Annotated in this window: 13 protein-coding genes and 4 pseudogenes; 3 read left to right on the plus strand and 14 right to left on the minus strand. The window is 70.8% G+C overall.

Annotated features, from left to right (window positions below):
* Positions 1–189: 189 nt before the first annotated feature.
* The 12 genes and pseudogenes from ACN6LD_RS28635 to ACN6LD_RS28690 all read right to left on the minus strand — a co-directional run bounded on the left by ACN6LD_RS28635 (position 190) and on the right by ACN6LD_RS28690 (position 13,929).
* Entirely contained in the window at positions 190–1,317 is a 1,128-nt protein-coding gene (locus tag ACN6LD_RS28635; RefSeq protein WP_445044716.1) for an ABC transporter ATP-binding protein, read from the minus strand.
* Positions 1,314–3,062: an ABC transporter permease gene (locus tag ACN6LD_RS28640; protein ID WP_445044717.1), complete on the minus strand. Its 1,749-nt coding sequence runs from the start codon at positions 3,060–3,062 to the stop codon at positions 1,314–1,316. Before ACN6LD_RS28640 ends, ACN6LD_RS28635 begins: the two co-directional genes overlap by 4 nt.
* Positions 3,059–4,129 (minus strand): ABC transporter substrate-binding protein, encoded by a 1,071-nt coding sequence (locus tag ACN6LD_RS28645; protein WP_445044718.1) that lies wholly within the window; start codon positions 4,127–4,129, stop codon positions 3,059–3,061. The genes ACN6LD_RS28640 and ACN6LD_RS28645 overlap by 4 nt, the downstream gene beginning before the upstream one ends.
* 117 nt (positions 4,130–4,246) lie before the next feature.
* Positions 4,247–5,008, minus strand: a complete 762-nt coding sequence (locus ACN6LD_RS28650) for a response regulator transcription factor (RefSeq protein ID WP_445044719.1) — start codon at positions 5,006–5,008, stop codon at positions 4,247–4,249.
* Positions 5,005–5,811 (minus strand): sensor histidine kinase, encoded by an 807-nt coding sequence (locus tag ACN6LD_RS28655; RefSeq protein ID WP_319189700.1) that lies wholly within the window; start codon positions 5,809–5,811, stop codon positions 5,005–5,007. Before ACN6LD_RS28655 ends, ACN6LD_RS28650 begins: the two co-directional genes overlap by 4 nt.
* Positions 5,812–6,420: 609 nt before the next feature.
* Positions 6,421–7,167 (minus strand): annotated as a pseudogene (locus ACN6LD_RS28660) (phosphotransferase family protein).
* A gap of 449 nt (positions 7,168–7,616) precedes the next feature.
* Positions 7,617–9,893, minus strand: coding sequence for an FtsX-like permease family protein (locus ACN6LD_RS28665; RefSeq protein ID WP_445044745.1), 2,277 nt, complete (start codon positions 9,891–9,893; stop codon positions 7,617–7,619).
* 80 nt (positions 9,894–9,973) lie between these two features.
* A complete protein-coding gene (locus ACN6LD_RS28670) occupies positions 9,974–10,678 on the minus strand; it encodes an ABC transporter ATP-binding protein (RefSeq protein ID WP_445044720.1) in 705 nt (234 codons plus the stop codon).
* Positions 10,679–11,357: 679 nt separating this feature from the next.
* The gene (locus ACN6LD_RS28675) at positions 11,358–11,969 is read right to left on the minus strand and encodes a YdeI/OmpD-associated family protein (RefSeq protein ID WP_445044721.1); all 612 of its coding nucleotides are present in this window, start codon (positions 11,967–11,969) and stop codon (positions 11,358–11,360) included.
* Between the two features lie 363 nt (positions 11,970–12,332).
* A pseudogene (locus tag ACN6LD_RS28680) lies at positions 12,333–12,515 on the minus strand (IS630 family transposase); the annotation flags it as partial.
* Positions 12,516–12,644: 129 nt separating this feature from the next.
* Positions 12,645–12,942: pseudogene (locus tag ACN6LD_RS28685) on the minus strand (IS1380 family transposase); the annotation flags it as partial.
* Between the two features lie 93 nt (positions 12,943–13,035).
* The gene (locus ACN6LD_RS28690) at positions 13,036–13,929 is read right to left on the minus strand and encodes a LysR family transcriptional regulator (RefSeq protein WP_319189693.1); all 894 of its coding nucleotides are present in this window, start codon (positions 13,927–13,929) and stop codon (positions 13,036–13,038) included.
* A 102-nt stretch (positions 13,930–14,031) separates the two neighbouring features.
* Here ACN6LD_RS28690 and ACN6LD_RS28695 point away from each other — a divergent pair, with 102 nt between their 5' ends.
* The gene (locus tag ACN6LD_RS28695) at positions 14,032–15,117 is read left to right on the plus strand and encodes an alcohol dehydrogenase catalytic domain-containing protein (RefSeq protein ID WP_445044722.1); all 1,086 of its coding nucleotides are present in this window, start codon (positions 14,032–14,034) and stop codon (positions 15,115–15,117) included.
* Between the two features lie 3 nt (positions 15,118–15,120).
* Positions 15,121–15,268: pseudogene (locus ACN6LD_RS28700) on the plus strand (IS5/IS1182 family transposase); the annotation flags it as partial.
* A gap of 21 nt (positions 15,269–15,289) precedes the next feature.
* On the opposite strand, the gene ACN6LD_RS28705 reads toward ACN6LD_RS28700, so the two are convergent.
* Both ACN6LD_RS28705 and ACN6LD_RS28710 read right to left on the minus strand, forming a co-directional pair.
* The gene (locus ACN6LD_RS28705; protein ID WP_445044723.1) at positions 15,290–15,670 is read right to left on the minus strand and encodes an AQJ64_40280 family protein; all 381 of its coding nucleotides are present in this window, start codon (positions 15,668–15,670) and stop codon (positions 15,290–15,292) included.
* 342 nt (positions 15,671–16,012) lie between these two features.
* Positions 16,013–18,142, minus strand: a complete 2,130-nt coding sequence (locus ACN6LD_RS28710) for an MMPL family transporter (protein ID WP_445044724.1) — start codon at positions 18,140–18,142, stop codon at positions 16,013–16,015.
* Between the two features lie 409 nt (positions 18,143–18,551).
* On the opposite strand from ACN6LD_RS28710, the gene ACN6LD_RS28715 reads away from it, so the two are divergent.
* Complete coding sequence (locus ACN6LD_RS28715; protein WP_445044725.1) at positions 18,552–19,049, plus strand: TetR family transcriptional regulator; 498 nt, start codon at positions 18,552–18,554, stop codon at positions 19,047–19,049.
* Positions 19,050–19,157 lie beyond the last annotated feature (108 nt).

The raw sequence follows: 19,157 nt of genomic DNA on the forward strand, positions 1-19,157 counted from the left end.
GCGTGTATCGAAAGTCCCGCCTCCCGGCGGCGTCTGGCACGCACTCCCCCAGAGGGGGGACCCCCAGCCGCGTTGTCGGGATCACCCCGATACAACCGGTATCGGGGCGACCCTCCGCCTTGCGATCGCACGCACCGGACGCCGCCGGACCCGCCCTTCGGGCGGACGACGCTACTTTCGATACACGCCCTAGTCCCGGGTGAGCAGGTAGGACCGGTCGGGGTCGAAGGTCACGTCGACAGGGGTGCCCTCGGCCAGCGCCTCCCGGGGGTCGACCCCCGGCTCGGTGACCGTGATGGTGCCGCCCGTCGTCTCCACCTCGTAGTCGATCGTGGCGCCGTGGAAGGTGGAGCGCAGCACCGCGCCGATACCGGTGCCGCCGTCGGTGACGGCGGACAGGCTGACTGTCTCCGGCCGCACCATCAGGTACGCGGCCGCGTCGGCGCTCACCTTGGGGTGCGCGGCGACGGTGAGCTGCCGACCCAGCACGGTCACGGTGGCGCGTCCGCCGCCGACCCGCTCGGGGGCCGCCTCCAGGAAGTTCGCCCGGCCGATGAAGTCGGCGACGAACACACTGGCCGGCCGGGCGTAGATCTCGCCCGGCGTGGCGGCCTGCTCCACCCTTCCCTTGTTCATCACCACGATCCGGTCGGACATGCTCATCGCCTCGTCCTGGTCGTGCGTGACGTAGATGCTGGTGATGCCGAACATCTTCTGGATGCGCCGGATCTCCGCCCGCATCGCGTCGCGCAGCTTCGCGTCCAGGTTGGACAGCGGCTCGTCGAACAGCAGGACCTTCGGCTGCACCACCAGGGCGCGGGCCAGTGCGACGCGCTGCTGCTGGCCGCCGGACAGCTCGTGCGGGCTGCGGTCCTCCAGTCCGACCAGGTTCATGCTGGTGACGGCCATCCTCATGCTGGTGGCGATGTCGTCGCGGGTGCGCCGCTGCAGTCGCATCCCGTAGGCGATGTTCTCCGCCACGGTCAGGTGCGGGAACAGCGCGTAGCTCTGGAACACCATCGCCATGGGCCTGCGCTGCGGGGGCATGGCGTCGATGGCCTTGCCGTCGAGGAGGATGCTGCCGCTGGAGCAGTCCTCGAAGCCGGCCACCATGCGCAGGGTGGTGGTCTTGCCGCAGCCCGACGGGCCGAGCAGGGTGATGAACTCCCCGGGCTCGACGTCGAGGGACACGCTGTCCACGGCGGTCACGGTGCCGGAGCGGCCGGTGAACCGCTTGGTCAGGGCGTCGAGCCGCAGGCGTCCGCTGTCGGCCTCGCGCGGTGGCGCGGTGATGAGTTCGGGCGCGGCGGCGGTCATGTCTTCTGCCTTTCGGAGGTGGCGGTGCGTTGCAGGGCGGCGCCGGTGCCGACGACGAAGCGGATGAGGGCGAAACCGATGAGCACGAGTGTCGTCAGCACCGTGCAGTAGGCGAAGGCGACGCCGTACCGGCCCGTGCTGGCGGCGCTGAGGACCTGGGACGTGATGATCTTCGTCTCGGGTGTGACCAGCAGGACGATCGTCGAGACGGAGGTCATGCTGCGGGCGAAGCTGTAGCTCAGACCGGTCAGCAGCGCGGGCCGGATCAGCGGAAGCGTCACCCGGCGGAAGGTCTGCAGCGGACTCGCCCCCAGGTCCGTCGACGCCTGCTCGATGTGGGGGTGCAGCTGGGAGAGCGAGCCCACCGCGGTGCGCTGGCCCGCCGGGACGCTGCGGACGATGTACGCCAGGACGATGGCGACCGCGCCGCCGGCGACGGCGCTGCCTCCCACCAGGCTCGGGAAGGCGTGCACCGGGCCGATCCACCGGTCCGGCCGGTACGCCAGCACGAAGCCGATGCCCAGTACGGTGCCGGGAACGGCGACGCCCAGGGTGCCGCCGAGGTCGAGCAGCCAGGCCGTGCGGTCCAGGTGCCGTACGACCAGCCAGGCGATGACCAGGCCGACGAGGCCCGCGACGGGCGTTGCGATGGCCGCGAACCGGAGCGTGTCCAGCACCGCCTCGGCCCCGACCCCGGCGACGACCTCCTTGAGGTAGTCCAGCGTGAACGTGTTGTCGACGCCGAACACCCGGGTCACCGAGCCGACGATCACCGTGCCGTAGAGACTCAGGATCACCGCGGCGGCCAGCAGCGCCAGCCCGTAGACGGGCCACCGCGCCCAGCCGGTGATCAGGTGGACGCTGCCGGACGGACGGCCGGTGATCGTCGTGCGCACCTTCCGGTTCATCCACCGTCGCTGCCCGAAGTACATCGCCAGCGACGGCACGAGCAGGATCACGCAGTAGACCGCGGCGCCGGTGATGTCGTACTCCCCGGTGACCGCCAGATAGGCGCGGCCGGCCAGGACGCTGTAGTCCCCGCCGAGCACCAAGGGGTTGGCCAGGTCGGCGATCGCCTCCACGAACAGCAGCAGGAACGGCGCGACCAGACCGGGTGCCACCAGCGGCAGTATCAGCGTCCGCAGGATGCGCCACCGCGAGGCGCCCATGTTCATGGCCGCCTCCTCCAGCGCCGGGTCCAAGCCCCGCAGCATGCCGAGCAGCCCCAGGTACGCCACGGGGAACAGCGACAGCGACAGCACGAACACCAGCCCGTCGAGGCCGTAGATGTCGTACTCCACACCGAACACGCCGTGGCTGATGACACCGCGCCGGCCGTACAGCACGACGGTGGCCGTGGCGACCGCGAAAGGCGGGCTGACGATCGGTATCAGGGCGATGACGTGCAGGATCTTCTTCCCCGGCACATCGAGCCTGGCCTGGACGAACGCGAACAGGAAGCCCAGCGCCGTTCCGCAGAGGCCGACGAGAGCGCCGAGCACCAGGGTGTTGCGCAGGGTGGCGAGGTCGACCCACGACGTGAAGAACTCGGCGTAGCGCGGGAGCGCGTCGGGCGAGAAGGCGGTGGCGAGCACCGCGACCAGCGGCACGACCGCGCCGATCACCACCAGCAGGGCGACGGCGCTGATCAGGATCCGGACGCCCAGGTCGGGCCGGCGGCGCCGCCGCGGGGCCGCCACCTTCGTCGAGGTGGACGGCCCGCGGCCGGAGAGCATCGTGGTCATGACTTCGGCGCCTGCCCGACTTCTTCGTCGAACCGCTTGGTGAGAGCCGGCTTGGCCGCCCCGGCCGCGGCCGCGTCGTAGTCCACCAGCTTGAGACTGTCCAGGTCGACGACCTTGTCCGACACCTTGGCGTTCGGGTTGGTCGGGAACTGGTACGCCTTCACTCGGGGGCCGATCTCCTGCGCCTCGGGGGTCAGCGCCCAGTCGACGAACTTCTTGGCGCTCACCGGGTTCTTCGCGCCCTTGACCAGCGCGACGCCGCCGGTCTCGTAGCCGGTGCCCTCGGACGGGAAGGTCACCTCGAGGTCGGGGAAGCCCTCCTCCTTGGTGGCCACACAGTCGTGGGAGAAGATCACGCCGACGGCGACCTCGCCGCGGGCCGTCATCTGCGCCGGCGCCGAGCCGGACTTGGTGTACTGCAGCACGTTCGGGTGGAGCCGGCGCATGTACGTCAGCGCCTCGTCCTGGTCGCCGCCGGCCAGCTGGACCTGCGTCCACAGGGCCGTGTACGCGGTGCCCGAGGTGGACGGATGCGCGATGCCGATGTCCTTCTTCAGCTTCGGGTCGAGGAGGTCGGCCCAGGACTTCGGGGCGCTGAGTCCCTTCTCCTTCAGCAGCTCTCCGTTGCTGCAGAAGCCCAGCGCGCCGACGTAGACGCCGGTCCACAGACCGGAGGCGTCCTTGTACTTGGCGGGGATGACCTTCGCGTTCGCCGACGCATAGGGCTCCAGCAGGCCCATGGCGCCCGCGGCGGCGTATCCGTCAGCGGGCCCGCCGTACCACACGTCGAACTCGGTGTTGTCCTTGCCGGCCTGGATCCGGGCCAGCGCCTCGCCGCTGGAGAGGCGGACGAAGTCGGCCTTCACCCCGCTGGTCTTGGCGAACTGCTCGGTGGTGGCGGCGCACCACTCCTCCGTCGCACCGCAGGCGACGTGCACCACGCCGCCGTCCTGTGCGGCGCTGACGTCGTCGGCTTCCCGCGCACAACCACTCGCGGCGGCGAGGACCACAGCCGCCAGCGCCATCGTCAGTGCCGTGCCGCGGCGCGACCGTCTTCCCTTTGTCACGACGTTGACCTCCGCATATGCGAGCCGGGACGGCTCGGCCGAGCGATGTTTCGGCCAGATTAGGAGCGTGTGAACGGGGTGCCGGTGACGGCGGAGTGATCCCCGGTGACAGCGCCGTCACCCAGCGGGCGTCCCGTCCGGCTCGTCGGCCGGATCGCCGTCGCGGGCCTCCACCGGCAGGTCCGGCATCAGATAGCCGACCCCGCGCAGCGTGTGGATGTACGCCGAGCCGCCCGGCGCCCCCGCCAGCCGGGAGCGCAGCCGGTACACCGTGGACTTGACCACGTCCCGTCCGCCCAGCAGGTCCGTGGCGCCCCACACCTCCCGCAGCAGGTCCTGCCAGGACTGCGGCACACCGCGCCGGTTGGCCAGGTGGGCCAGCAGTTTGAACTCCGTGAACGGCAGGTCCAGCCGGTGCCGTCCCAGGGTCGCCGACTGCGCCACCGGGTCGATGACCAGCCCGCCGACTCGCACCGCCGCGCCGCTGCCCCGGCGGTGCCGGCGCACCAGTGCCTGGGCGCGCAGCGCCACCTCACGGGGATGGAACGGCTTGGTCACGTAGTCGTCCGCGCCGTTCTCCAGGCCGACGATGACGTCTTCGTGCTGGGACAGCGCGGTGAGCAGCATGACCGGCACGTCCGACCGGGCCCGGATGCGTCCGCACAGCGTGATCCCGTCCATGGCCGGCATCATCACGTCCAGCACGACCAGGTCGACGGCACGGGTGCGCAGCAGGTTCAGCGCGGTGGCGCCGTCATGCGCGGTGAGCACGGTGAACCCCTGAGTCTGCAGGGCGTACTCGATGATGATCGTCATCTGCGGCTCGTCGTCGACCACCAGCGCGGTGGGCCCGGCCGTCGTGTCTGCCGGAGCCGTCATGACGTATCGGGCAGCGTCAGCAGGAACGTCGTCCCGCGGGTGGACGCGGTGTGCACCATGATTTCCCCTCCGTGCAGCTCCACGACGGTCTTCGTGATCACGAGGCCGAGACCGGTCCCGTCGGCCAGGGGCCGACCGGTGGCGAAGCGGTGAAACAGGCGGTGCCGCTCGGCGCGCGTCATGCCCGCGCCGTCGTCGGTGACGTACACGGCGACTCCGGTGTCTATGAGCGCGACCCGGACGTCGACGCTGCCCCCCGTGGTGGTGAACCGGCTCGCGTTCGACAGCAGGTTCGTCAGCGCCTGCGTCAACAGCATCGGGTCCGCGGGGATGCGCGGCATCACCTGGGGCACGTCCAAGCTGATCCGCTGCCCGCGCTGGGCGCACAGCGGCCGCATCGCGGTGACGACGTCGCGTGCCACCACCGACACGTCCACCTTCTCCATACGGGGGGTGAACAGGCCCGCCTCGATCTTCGCCTGGATCAGCAGGCTCTCGCACAAGCCGATGACCTGCGTGGACTGATGGTCCGCGACCTGCAGCAACCGCTCCTGCGCCGCGGTCAGCGGACCCGGGGTCCCTTCCCGCAGCAGATCCACCGCACCCTTGACCATGCTGAGCGGGGTGCGCAACTCGTGACTGAGCGCGGTCACCTGCTCCGCCCGGCGCTCCACCAGCTGTTCCAGCTGGGCCAGCTGCGCCACCCGGGCTGCAGCGGTGCGGCGCGACCGTATGAGCGTCAGCAGCGCGGCCGTACCGGCACCGGCCAACGCCGCCACCGGCAGCCACCAGACGGTGACCATGACACGTCCTCCTCAGGACCTCCGCCGCCCGTGGGGCGGGGTCCCGTGCATTGTGCACGGCATCGGCCCCGGGACAAAGGGGTCTCCACCGAGAGCTCGGCGGCCGCACTGCCGCGCGAGGGACGACCAAGGCCCAGGGTTGGACGAGCAGGCCGGTGCGGTTGCGGTCGACCACGACCGCCCAGCCGGCGGCGTCCGGGGCGACCCCGACGCCGAGGAACGCGGCCGTGGCGACCAGGTACAGCACGCCGGTGGGTGATGCGGGCCGGCTCCTGGCCGTACGCTCCACGCCCGGCTGCTCGGTGCTGACGCGGTGCCTCCCTTGTCTGTCCGGGTGCGGTTGGCGACCAGTCCGGTTCGCGTACGGCACCCGCGTCTCGGGGCCGGGGCGTGCAGGATGCGCCAGCTGGTGCTCGGCGCGGTGACGACGTGGACCGGACGACGACGGCCTGGCGGCCGAGCCGCCCCGCACCCACGCCGGTGAAGCGGGCCTGATCTCTGGCGGCGACTGCGCACCGCACGTTGTTGAGGTCGGGCCGGCGATGCTGCCCCGGGGATGGCCTGCTCGATGCGTCAGAACGCACTTGCAGCAGTCGGGCTCGTGCAGCCTCACATCCGGGATCTCAGCACGTCGACCTCGCAGCCCGGCGCGGACGGGTCGAAGCCGTGCTCGACCAGCCAGCGAACCCCCAGCAGGCTTCGTAGCGATCACCACGCACGGATCACTTCGCGGTCGACGTCGGTGCCATAACCGGCGATGACGTCGTCGAGGTGCCCCTCGTGTCCGAGCGTCAAGGTGGCGAGATCGAACAGGGCATCACCCCGGCCCGCCTCGGACCAGTCGATGATGCCGGTGACCTCGTCGCCGTCGACAAAGACGTGCTCGATCTGCAGGTCGCCGTGCGTGAACACCGGAGTCCACGGCCGGATCGCGGCCTCGGCGACCTGGCGGTTGCGGGTGACCAGATCTGCGGGCAGGACGCCGCTCGTCACGAGCAACTCGCACTCGCCGTCGAGTTCAGCCGCCAACTCGTCGGGACTCCGGCGGCGCCGGCCGGGCCAGGGCGGCAACGGCGCATCGTGCAGTTTCCGGATGGCGGCGCCCGCCGCGGCCCACGCAGCCGACGACGCGGTCGACGGCTCACCGAGACGGCCGAGCACCGTCCCCGGGACAGTGGCGATCGCGAGCACGGGTGGCTTGCGCCACAAGACCTTCGGAGTCGGGACCGGCACCAAGGCCATCGCCTCGACCTCGACGTCGATGCGCGCCTGATCGGCGTCCACCTTCAAGAACACGTCACCGACGCGCAGGGTCGCGCGCTCGGAATGGGCGACGACGACTTCGACCTCATCCATGGGCGACCAGTATCCCAGGGATGACCGCCGACGTCGCCAGGTCTATCGCGTGCGAGTACGCGGGCTGACTGCGTCCCGACACCCGGCCGCCTCGTGCGCGACACCGACCTCTGACGAGGTCAAGTCCACCCCCTTTGTTAGGAGTCCTTAGACCGTGTCCTACGTGGTGAGGCGGACGTTGGTCTCGGTATGGGGCGGGGTACGAGACAAGCGTCAAGGAGTTCTGAACGCTCCCGTCATCCCTCAGCGGGTCGCGGCCACCCCTGTCTGCCAGAGCCATCTCGGGGTCGGCTCAGGGGCAGGCCAGGGGCGTGCAGCCGCCCGATGTGCGCCCAGCACGAGCGCCCCGGTCTCCAGACCGGGGCGCTCGGGACTTCCGGCGGTGCGTCTTCGTACTCGACGGCGGAAGGCTCGCTCAGCATCGTGCCTGGCGGTTGCCGGTGGTGGGTCTACTCCGTGCGCAAGGCGGCAGCCGTCCGCATCCGGGCCGCCCACCGGGCCGGCAGCAGCGCGCCGAGAACGGCGATGACCAGCCCGCCCACGCCGAGCAGCACCAGCTCCGGCGCCTGATAGACGGCGATCACGGTGTCCGGCAGGCGCAGCCCCGCGCTGTCGCCCATCGCGGGCATCACCCAGCCGTGCAGTGCCACGCCGAGGGGCACGCCGAGGGCGCCGCCGGCGAGACCGGTCAGCACGACCGAGGTGAGGACCATGCCGGTAGTCTGGCGCGGCGTCATGCCGAGTGCCTTGTGGATGCCCACCTCACGAACCCGCTCACGGGTGTCGAGGAGCACACCGTTGAGTACGCCGAGGGCGGCCACCGCGACGAGCATCAGGGTCAGCAGTGCGGACAGGGAGTTGAGGGTGACGACCATCTCGCTGCTGTCCTCGGAGCCGCCCACGTCGGCGGTCAGACCCAGCGGGCGCAGGTCCGTGTTCAGGGCGTCCGTATAACTGGCCGCGTCTGTACCGGACTTGACCGCGATGTAATGGGCCGTCGGCGCGAGACCCGGATCGGCTGATACGAGCGTCGCGGCGTCCGTGAGCACCTGCATGCCGTCGTAGCGGGGGTCGAGCACCTCGCCCACGATCCGCACCGTGACCGGTGTCCGATGCCCGTTGAGCGTGACGAGGTCACCCACATGCCGTCCGGTCGCGGTCAGGAAACCGGTCGGCACCACGGCCTCGCCCGGCCTGGCCAGCCAGCGTCCGCCGACCATCGCGTACCCGGCCCACGAGGCATCACCGGTGAACGCGGTGACCCGGGTCGAACCAGAGACCCCGGCCACGGTCGCCGAAGTGGTGGCCGTGCCGAACTGCGCACGGGTGCCGGGCTGTTGGCCGATCACTTTGCTCGGGTCGGCCCGCGGCTTCTCCTCGTCCGGCAGCGGAGGACGCAGGACGCCGATGGTGACATCCGCGGTGTCATGGTCCCGGGCCTTCATCACTTCTCCGAGAGAGGAGCCGAGGCCCACCGTGAAGGTGACGGCGACGGCGCCGAACACGATCGCCGCCCCCATGGCCAAGGCGCGGGCGGGCCTCGCGAAGGGTCGCGTCAGACCGAGCGCGATCGGGCGGGACACGGGCATCCGTGCCGCCAGGCGAGCCGCCCACCGGCCGCGGCCTGCTTGCTGGGCGCGGCCCGTGGCGAGCGCGTCGACGGTACGGAGCCGGCCCGCCCGCCAAGCGGCAGCGCACGCGGTCGCGGCGACCAGGCCGAGCACCCCGGCGATCACGGCCGCGTCCACCCACGGCTCCACCCCCAACCTGCTTGTGCCGTACGCCTCTTCGGCGTCGGACAGGATCGGGACGGCAAGGAGATGACCCGTCACCACGCCGAGCGCCGTGCCCGCGAGCGTCGGCAGCAGGGCCTGGCCCAGGTAGGCGCGTACGACCTGGGCGGGAGTGAAACCGATCGCCTTGAGGATGCCGATCCGGCGGGTGGACGAGCCGACGGTGGTTGCGACCACATTGCCCACGATGAGCACCGACATGACCAGACCGAGCACGCCGAACGCCACCAGGAAGGGGATGTAGAGCGCGGTGTCGCGCTCGGCGCTCTGCTGCACGGTGAGCCATGACTGGGATCCGGCGACCGCCTTCGCGGGAAGCTGTGCGGTAACCGCCTTGCGGCCGGCCGCGACCTGGGCGGCGGTGTTCGCCGCGGTGAAGCGGTACAGCATCTGGCGGCCGTTCGCCTGCCCGTGCGGGGTGAGGGCGGTGATCTGGGCCGGGGTGACCCAGGCCTCGGCGGTGCCGGTCGCGGAGCGGGCGGCACCGACCACCTTGAGGGCCGGTGAGCCGGGCAGATCGGGGAAGGCGACCTGCCGGCCGATGACGGACGCGCTCCAGCCGTCGGCCGGTAGCACGATTTCGCCCTGGCCGGTGGCCCATCGGCCCGCGGTCAGGGCGAGGCGGTCGACGGTTCCGCCCGGCTCGGCCCGTCCGACCACGGTCATCGGCGGCTCGGGGAAGCCGTCGGAGAAGCGCGGGGTGAGCGTCGTCGTACGGAAAGGACCCGCCGCGGCGCTCACCCCGGCAGCGCTGCCAGTGGCCCGCAGTTCGGCGTCGCTGGTGCCCGGCGCGTACTGCACGGACAGATGCGCACCGTCCTGTCGCGCGAAGGCAGCGTCGAACGGCCCGCTGGACGCCACGAGCAGTGACCCGGCGAGCACGGACGAGGCCACGGCAATCAGCGCGGCGAGCGCGATCACCACGGTCTGCACGCGCCGCCGCCCCACTCCGGAGCGGACGACACGGCTCAGGGCGCCCGCCCGACCGCGCAGCGACTTTCGGCGTTCGGCGCTCAACGGACCGCCTCCACAGGGGAGTCGGCGGCGATCCTGCCGTCGCCGAGGCGGATCGTGCGGGTCGTGCACGCCTGGGCCAGGGCCACATCGTGGGTGACCAGGACGACGGTCTGGCCGTCGGCATGCAGCTCGCGCAGCAGCTCGCTGACGTCCTCGCCGGACGCCGAGTCCAGGGCCCCGGTCGGCTCGTCGGCCAGCAGCAGCGGCGGCCGGTTCATCAACGCCCTTGCCACCGCGACGCGCTGCCGCTCACCACCCGAGAGCCGGCCGGGATAGGCGCGGGCATGCCGGTCGATGCCCAGGCTCTCCAGAAGCTCCGCCGCCCGCCGGTACGCCGCACCGCGCGCCATGCCGGCCAGCTGGGCGGGCAGCACCACATTGTCGGCGACGGTCAGATCGTCGAGCAGATGGAAGAACTGGAACACCATCCCGATCTTGGCCCGCCGGAAGCGTGCCGCCGCCGCTTCACCGAGCCCGTCGACCCGTACGCCGTCCACAGTGACCGTCCCCGCGTCCGGCCGGTCAAGGCCCGCGATCAGATTGAGCAGTGTGGACTTGCCGCTGCCCGACGGCCCGAGAATCGCGACGGCCTCACCGGCCTGCACGGTCAGGGAGGCGCCCTGCAGGGCGGGCGGCCCCTCGAAGGCTGCGTCGTAGCGGCGGCTCACGTCGCGCAGTTCGATCACTGGCGTGGTAGGCATGGGGGTGCTCCTCGAGTCCGTACGTTCCGCCCGGCTGGGCCCGACCGACGCTAGGAGCGAGGAGGGCCGCGCCGCGTCGGCAGCCGGACCCATATCGGCGGGACGCGAGGAGGACATCCCGGCGGGGGTCCTCTTTGGGGAGTAGTCGTGGGGCGTACGGCGTCGACTGTGCCGGTGCTGTTGAACACCGAGGTGGCGGACAGCGGCCGGCCGCGCTCCGCCGTAGTCAGCGCGTTGACGCCGAGGTCCGTGAGGTCGGTCTGCTGCGCGGTGATCGCGCCCAGATGACGCCTTGCAGCCGACTTCGGCCAGTTGCTTCCAGCATTTGTGATCAGCGAGGGCGTGTTCGACGGTGATGCGGTCGGACGAGTGTCCGTGGCGGTCGCCTTCCCAATGTTCGGCTCTGCCGGGCCATGCTCCCGGCCGGGGTTTTCTCGGCGGCGTGATCGCTTGCCCGCGGCGGTCGCGGCTCAGGCCCGGGTAGCCGTCGTCCAACAGGACCTCGACGTCGGGGGAGTGCCGGAAGCAGACGGCGATGCCTTCGTTGCGGGCAGCACCAGCGGCGGCAGCCTGTTGTCGCCCATCCCACCGGCACACACCTCAAACACCAGTGGTCACCACCCAGTTACACAAGGCAACCCAAGTGGCGACCGTCAGACTCACGACCAGCTCACCACGGTCACGACGTCGGCGGGTTCGTGGGCCTGGCTCGCTGAGGGTGGATCGTCTCGTGCCGCGCCAGCATCGCCACGAACTCGGCGATCTTCCGGGTGCGCGTGTCGGCCCGCTTGACGGCATTGACCCGGGTGATGAGGGAGAAGCGGTTGGCCTTGGTGAGCACCTCGAACATCGCCTGCGCCGCTGGGTCGTCGGCGATCGCGGCTCGCAGGTCGGCCGGCACCTCCGCTTCCGACGGCGGCGCATAGGCGGCCGTCCACCGCCCGTCGGCCTTCGCGGCGTCCACCGCGGTGCGGCCGGCGGCCAGCATCAGGCCGGCCGCCTCCAATCGGGCCACGTTGGCGACGTTGCGTTGGGACCAGACGCTGCGGGGCCGGCGCGGGGTGAACCGCCTCCAAGAGCTCTCCTCATCGCGCTTGCGGGCCTGCCCGTCGATCCAGCCGAAGCACAGTGCCTCGTCGACGGCCTGCTGCCAGGTCAGCGTGGTGACGGAGCCGCCCTTCCTGGTCAGGGCGAGCCACACGCCGGGAGAGGCGGTGTGGTTGTCCATCAGCCACGCGCGCAGCGCCGCGCTGTCGGCCACGATCAACTCGTCCAGTTCGGTTCCGGTCACCGTCACAGCCTAGTGAGCGAGCGCTGTGGCCGCGAAGGTTCACCGGGTTGGGCCCTACTGATGGCTCTCGGCGCCACTACAGTCGGTGCACTGAAGGAGCGGAGGAGTCCCGGTGCGCAAAAGAGACGGCGACGCTGGTGGCCACAGCCAGCGGGCCGTGGCTATCAGGTGGATACAGGTCGTGCTGTTCGGAGTCGTTGTCCTGCTGGTCGGATTCCGTGTCTGGGAGCGGGACCACGGCGGTGGTTCGAGCTCGATCGTGTTCGGGCTGATGGCCGCATCGGCACTGTCCATTGGCGTACTGGAACGATATCGGGCAAACGCTACCGAGCGATTTCGGTGACTCGCCTTCCAGCCGACGCAGGCCGCCGCTGACCGGGGCCGGCCACCCCAGCGGATGCCTTTCTCGCTGCGGACGCGGGCACGTTCTTTGCGTTCGGTGGCCAGGACGTCGCGGTGGCGGGCGTTGGCGTTGCGCCGGCGCAGGTAGGCGTGCAGGGCCCGGGTCTGCACGGTGTGGTTGGGGTGGTGGGAGTTGGCGATGGTGCCCATTGCAGGACAGCGCCGACTCCGCCAAGGAGCCGGGCCCGGTGTGCAGCTGACCATCGACACCCAGGCTGACACCTACGAGCAGGCGGTGGCGGCGCTGCGGGCCGCGTACGGGCGTGGATCACAGGCGAGTAGGTCGACGGCGGTCAGCGTCAGCTCCAGCCAGGCGGCGTTGACGGCGAAGTGGCGGGAGGAGAAGCGGCCGAGACCGGTGTTCTTGCCGCACCGGATGCGGTCCTCGACGCGGGCGTGCGCACGGTGGCGAACCTCCAGATGCTGCAGGGAGCCTTCGCCGTGGGGGTGTCGGTGAGGAAGACCTGGTGACGCATGCCCTCGCCGCGATCGGACAAGGACACTGGGCGCCGGGATGTGGGCGCGCGCGCCGGACGATGATCCGGGTGCCGCCCGGGTGGTCGGCCAGGTCCAGTTCCGGTCCGTTAGGCCGCTTCGGCGCCGGTGCGCAGGGTGCCGTCCTGCTCCAGCACGGGGTGCCGCGGGTGGTCGGGCAGGGCACGTGTCAGGTGGCCGAGGCAATTGCTCGGGTGACGGCCGTGATCGCCGGGGTGGGGCGGCCGGGGAGCCGCGCCACGAGAACCCGGCGGATCTCGGGAGGTGCGCCTTCGACGTGCAGCAGGCTCACCCCGGGCGGCAGCACCGGCGAGAGCCGCGAGGGCACCGTTGTCACCCCGAAGCCGCCGGCGACCAGCTGAAGCTTCGTCAGCCAGTCGCGCGCGCAGTGGACGATGTCCGGCCGTCCGGGCAGGCCAGGCCAGACGCCGAGCAGTGGCTCGGCGTTCGACGCCGGGGCGGCGATCCACGGGGCGTCGATCAATTCGTCGACGTGCACCGCGGTGCGGCCGGCGAACTCTCCGGTCGAAGGCGCCGCCACGACGAGTTCGGTGTCCATAACGGTCTCGACGTGCAGGCGCGGCGACTCGCCGTCCAAAGGCCGATGGGGCGGGCGGGACGTCAGCACGGCAAGGTCGATCGAGCCCGCGCGCAGTGCCCGGACCAGGGAGGGCGTGGTGCCCTCGGTAGTCGTGACCGTGATCTGCGGGTCGGTAGCCGCGAGGCGGGTGAGTGAGAGAGGCAGGATGGCCGCGCCCGCGCTCAGGAACAGTCCGAGCCGCACCAGTTCGGTACGCGAGACGGTGCCGGTGAGGTCGCGCTCGGCCGCCGTCAGACAGTCCAGGATCGTGCGAGCGTGGCGCAACAGAGTCAGACCCGCGGGGGTGAGTCGCACTCCGTCAGGGCGGCGTTCGAACAGGGCGGTGCCCGCGCTTCGTTCGAGGGCGGCGGCCTGGCGTGAGACCGCCGACTGTGTGTAGCCGAGCCGGGTGGCTGCTGCGGTGAAGCTGCCGGACTCGGCGATCTGCCGCAGGACCCGTAGACCTGTGCTGGAGATGTCCATGCGAGATACGCATACCACAGATGCTTGATCGTCGCTTCCCGCATGCCCGCCGATTTCCTAGTGTCGATCCCGACGAACACGGACGAACACGGAGGTCATCACGTGCGAGCAGCAGTTCTGACGCAGTTCGGTGCCCCGCTCACGGTGCGGGAGGTTCCCGACCCCGAGGCCGACGGCGGCGAGGTGGTGGTCGAGGTCCTCGCCGCCGGCGTGGCGCCCTACGCGGCTGAGGTCTTCAGCGGCGAGCGGAACTATCCCCTGGTCCCTCCCGTCGTGCCTGGGGTCGGCGGCGTGGGACGGGTCGTCCACGTGGGCCCCGACGCCACTCGACTGCGCCCCGGCGACCTGGTGTGGTGCGACTCGACGGTGCGCTCACGTGATGACGTCCTGACGCCCGACATCACGCTCCAGGGCTGGAGTTCCCGCGGCGAGGGCGGCGCGCGCCTCGCCCGGTACCTGCACGACGGGTCGTTCGCCGAGCTCATGCGGGTCCCGACGGAGAACGTCTTCCCGCTCCCCGCAGCGGCGGGGGACCCGGCCCGCTGGGCCGCGCTCGGCGTGCACGTCATCCCTTACGGCGGGCTGCTGGCCGGGGGGCTCGCAGCCGGTGAGACGCTGCTCGTCAACGGGGCCACCGGCAACCTCGGCAGCAGTGCGGTTGCGGTGGCGCTTGCCATGGGGGCGGGCCGCGTGGTCGCCCCCGGCCGCAACCAGGCCGCGCTCGACCTCCTCGCCGATCGGTTCGGTCCGCTCGTGCGCCCGGTTCCGCTCACCGGGGACGAGGCCGGCGACCGCGCGGCGATGTCCGCGGCGGCCGACGGCCCGATCGACATGGTGATCGACCTGCTACCGCCGAGCGCACCCAGCTCGGCAGTGCGCACGGCAGCCATGACTGTGCGCGAATACGGCCGCGTCGTTCTCATGGGCGGCGTCGGCATGCTCGGCGGCGACGACCTCGCCCTCCCGTACCCATGGATCATGCGCAACTCGATCACCGTGCGCGGCCAGTGGATGTACCCGCGTACAGCGAACGTCGGCATCATCCGGCTTCTCGCCTCGGGCAGCCTGGACCTCGGCACCGAACGGGTCCGGTCGTTCGGCCTCAACGCCGTCAACGAGGCCGTCGCCTACGCCGCCTCACACGGTGGCCCGTTCGACCGCACCACCCTCACCCCACCGGCTCGCTGACAAGAGCGCGCCTTCGCCTGGCTGCATCAATTCAAGCGACTCCGCATCCGCTACGAGCGACGCGCTGACCTCCATCAGGGGCCTGCTCGAACTCGCCTGCAGCATCATCTGCTTGCGGCGAATCCGAACTTCATCCCGAAATGATCAGTAAGTGCCCCAAACGGGATGTGTGTCAGGTGCCAGGGCGAACGCGCCACGCATCCTGGAGCGCCGGTTGCACGTCTTCCCCGAGAACGAGGTGTGTCGTCCTGCCCGGCAGAGCGGGCAGCTCAGCCCAGTGAGTCACCGTGTCATCGTCGGCAAGACCGTAGGGCAGGCGGACATATCCGTCAGAGTCGACGAAGCAGTCCCGGTGTTCCGTTCCGTCCTCACTGAAGTGCCGAGCCGTGAAGTACATCGGCCTCACCAGCCAGAACGCCTCGTCCACCGCGTTCACGGACTCAGGGCTGTCAGCTGGGTACCGGCCTGTGATCGCCGCTGCCACCGGTACACCGTCCCGCGGCAGTCTTTCACGTGCGTCAATCCAGGTCGTCTGGGCGTTCAGATTCGCCATCCCTCTCCTCGGTCAGCGTTCGGATGCCGAAATCCTCGGCCTGGTCGCGCTGCAGGGCACGGCGACGCACAGGGCGAGGACCGCGTCGTTGCGGGTGCGGTGCGGTGCGGTGCGGTGCGGTCAGCGGTTCTCGGTTGATGGCGGACATGATGCGCTCGCCGCGACGGGACCGCCCGCCGCCACCGGCCGCCGTCTCCGCCGCCGACCGGTCGCGTACCCCTGTGGTCGTTGCCCGTTCTTCCACGGCTCCATCTTCCGGTACTCGTACGGGAACCCGGGCGCCCCTGCGGAAGCAGAGGCGCCCGGGCGGGCCCGCCGGATCAAGGTGCACGATCAGCGTGCTCAGGGTGCACTGACGGTCTCCGGCTGCCGGGGCGGCTCGGTCGGTCCGCCCCTTCCGCTCGACCCGGCCCGTTCGGCCGGCCCGGGCTGCCGTGAGAGCCCGCCCGGCCACCACACCTTCCGGCGCAGGGCGACGCTGGCACTGGTCACCAGGTACGTCCGTACGAGGAAGGTGTCGAGCAGGACGCCGACGGCGATCACGAAGCCGAGCTGGACCAGCTGCACCAGGCCCATGTTCATCAGCACGGCGAAGGTCGCGGCGAGGACGAGTCCGGCGGAGGCGATGACGCCGCCGGTGGTGCGCAGTGCGGTCAGTGCCGCCGTGGCCGGTTCCGCTCCCGCCAGGGACTCCTCCCTCATCCGGTGCATGAGGAAGATGCCGTAGTCGACGCCGAGGGCGACCAGGAACACGAAGGACAGCAGTCCGAGCCCCGGATCGGTGCCCTTGAGGCCGAGGAGCGGTTCGAAGACCAGTCCGCCGATCCCGAGGGAGGCGCCCCACACCGCGACGACCGCGACCACCAGGAGCAGCGGTGCGACCAGACTCCGCAGCAGCCCGATCAGGATGAGCATCACGAAGACGAGGACGAGCGGTACGACGATCTTCGTGTCCCGGGCGTTGGTGACCTCCAGGTCGATCTGCTGGGCGCTGTCCCCGCCGACGTAGGAGCCCTTCAGTTCGTTGCGCAGGGACTTGATGGTGACGGTCTCCTCCGCCGACTGGGGTGCGCTCTTCGCGAAGACGGCGATCTCGGTCCAGCCGTCTCCCGTACGCCCCTTCTCCGCGCTGCCCACGCCTGGTGTGCCGCGGACGGTCGCGAGGGTCTCGTCGGCGCGCCCCTGCGGGGTGATCACGTCGATGGGCTGGCTGCCCTGCCCGGGATAGGCCTTGGCAAGGGTCTCCATCGCGACGACGGCCTCCGGCTTCTCGACGAAGGAGTCCTCCTGCTTGAGCGGTCCCGGCAGGTTGAGTGAGCCGAGGGCGAGGGCGCCGAGCAGTACGGCACCGCTCGCGAGTACGGTCAGCGGCCTGCGTCCGGCAGAGCTGCCCATCGCCGAGAACAGGCTCCGCCGCTGCTTGGGCGTGCTCCCGAAGGCGGGCACGAGCGGCCAGAACACCCGCCGTCCGACCAGTACGAGGACGGCAGGAAGCAGGGTGATCATCGCGATCAGCGCGCACAGCACACCGACGGCGCCGAGCGGGCCCATGCCGCGGCTGCTGTTGAGGTCGGCGGCGAGCAGGCACAGCAGGCCGGCGGCGACGGTGCCGGAGGAGGCGAGCACGGCGGGCCCGCAGCCGCGCAGGGCGGTGACCATGGCCTCGTACGGTCGCTCGATGCGCCGCAGCTCCTCCCGGTAGCGCGAGATGAGCAGCAGCGCGTAGTCCGTGCCGGCCCCGAACACGAGGATCGTCATCACACCCGAACTCTGCCCCGAGACGGTCGTGCCGAAGGCCTGGTTGAGGCCGTAGGCGACGCCCATCGACATGTAGTCGGCGATCCCGGCGACGACGAGGGGCACGAGCCACAGCACGGGGCTGCGGTAGATCAGGATCAGCAGTACGGCGACGACGGCGACGGTGGTGTAGAGCAGCGGTCCGCCGAGCGAGTCGTAGACCGCGCCGGAGTCGGTGGCCAGCGCGCCGGTGCCGCCCACATCGACGCTCAACCCGCCCTCGTCCCGGGCGACTTCGCGGACGTCGTTGACGAGCTTGTCCTGCTGCTCCTCGTTAGCCCCGGGCTCGTTGCTGGCGATCGGGTACATCAGGGTCGTGCCGTCCTTGGACGGAATCCCCTGGGGAGCACCGCCGATCAGCTCGTGCTGTCGGGCGATCTCCGCGACCTGCCCGGCCGCGGTCTTCCGGTCGGCGGCGCTGAGCCCGCCGTCCCGGTGGTAGACGAGCACCATCTCGGTGGTCTCTCCACCGGGCAACTTCTCCTCGATCTTCGCCGCTTGCGTCGAGTCCGCGCTCGCCGGCAGGTAGTCGGTGACCTTGTCGTGCTGCACGTCGGCGAGCTTCGCCGCGAACGGCCCGACGAGTGCGATCACCGCAATCCACAGCCCGAGCACCGCCCATGGAACGGCTCGCCCGCGCCCCGTCCTCGTCGTGGTTGTCTCTCCGGCCCTCATCGACCGATCTCCCTCCGGGTGACGTCTGCTTCGGTCCCCAGACTTCCGGTGAGAACCACGGCTTTCGTCGGGCGGGAGGGCGAGGTGACGCGTACTGCCGGGGGTGACGGCGGCTGCGGATTACTCCCTGGGGAGTAAGCGGCGGACGGCACGCCGCCCCGGAAGGGGGGCGCGGGCCTGCTTCGATCTGCGGCTACCGCCGCGTGTGCGCGACCAGCCCTCACCGACCCGCAGCAGAAATGAATCCCCCGCCGGGAGGGCGCGAGGGGCCCAGGCCCACCCGGGGCTCCCGACGGCGTCCGCGCCGCCGTGAGCTATCACGCCACATCATCCGCACAGATCGTCAGCGCAGCGCCCACTGCAGCGAGGGTCTCCCGTTCGGCAGGCTGTACGGATCGCCGGCGCCCGCGTGGACCGCATCGCCAAGCAGGCCAGGACGAGCAAGGAGCGCGTCTACGCCTACTTCCGCAGCAAGGAAGCCCTTTACGCACACATCACCGAACGCGAGACGACCGCACTCATCGAGGCGACTCAGCTGGATCCGGCCGACCTGCCCGGTTACGCCGGCACCCTCTTCGACCACTTCGCGGCCCGTCCGGACCACTACCGCCTGATCACATGGGGCCGCCTGGAACTGGCCGAGTCCGCAGACAACACCACCAGCCCCCTCCAGGCCACGATTGCCGGCAAAATCGAAAAACTCCGCGACGCTCAGCGCATCGGGTTGCTCGACCCGGCCTGGGACCCAGTAGACGTCCTCGCCCTGATCAACCAGATCGCCATGACCTGGGCAGGTCAGCCCGAAATCGCCGCCGCTGCCGCAGACCAGGCCGTGGACCCCTCTGTCACCGCCCGCCGCGCCGCACTCGTGACCGCCGTCGAGCGCATGTTCCCTCGCCCGGACTGAGACCAACTCCCAAACCCTTTGCTCGGCCAGGGCACGTTCCGCGGCGGGCGCATGCTGGTGCGCGGGCAGAGCGCATGACCTGCTTCAAGCGTCCAACCCGCTTCGTGC

It is taken from the genome of Streptomyces sp. SAS_272 (assembly GCF_052543235.1).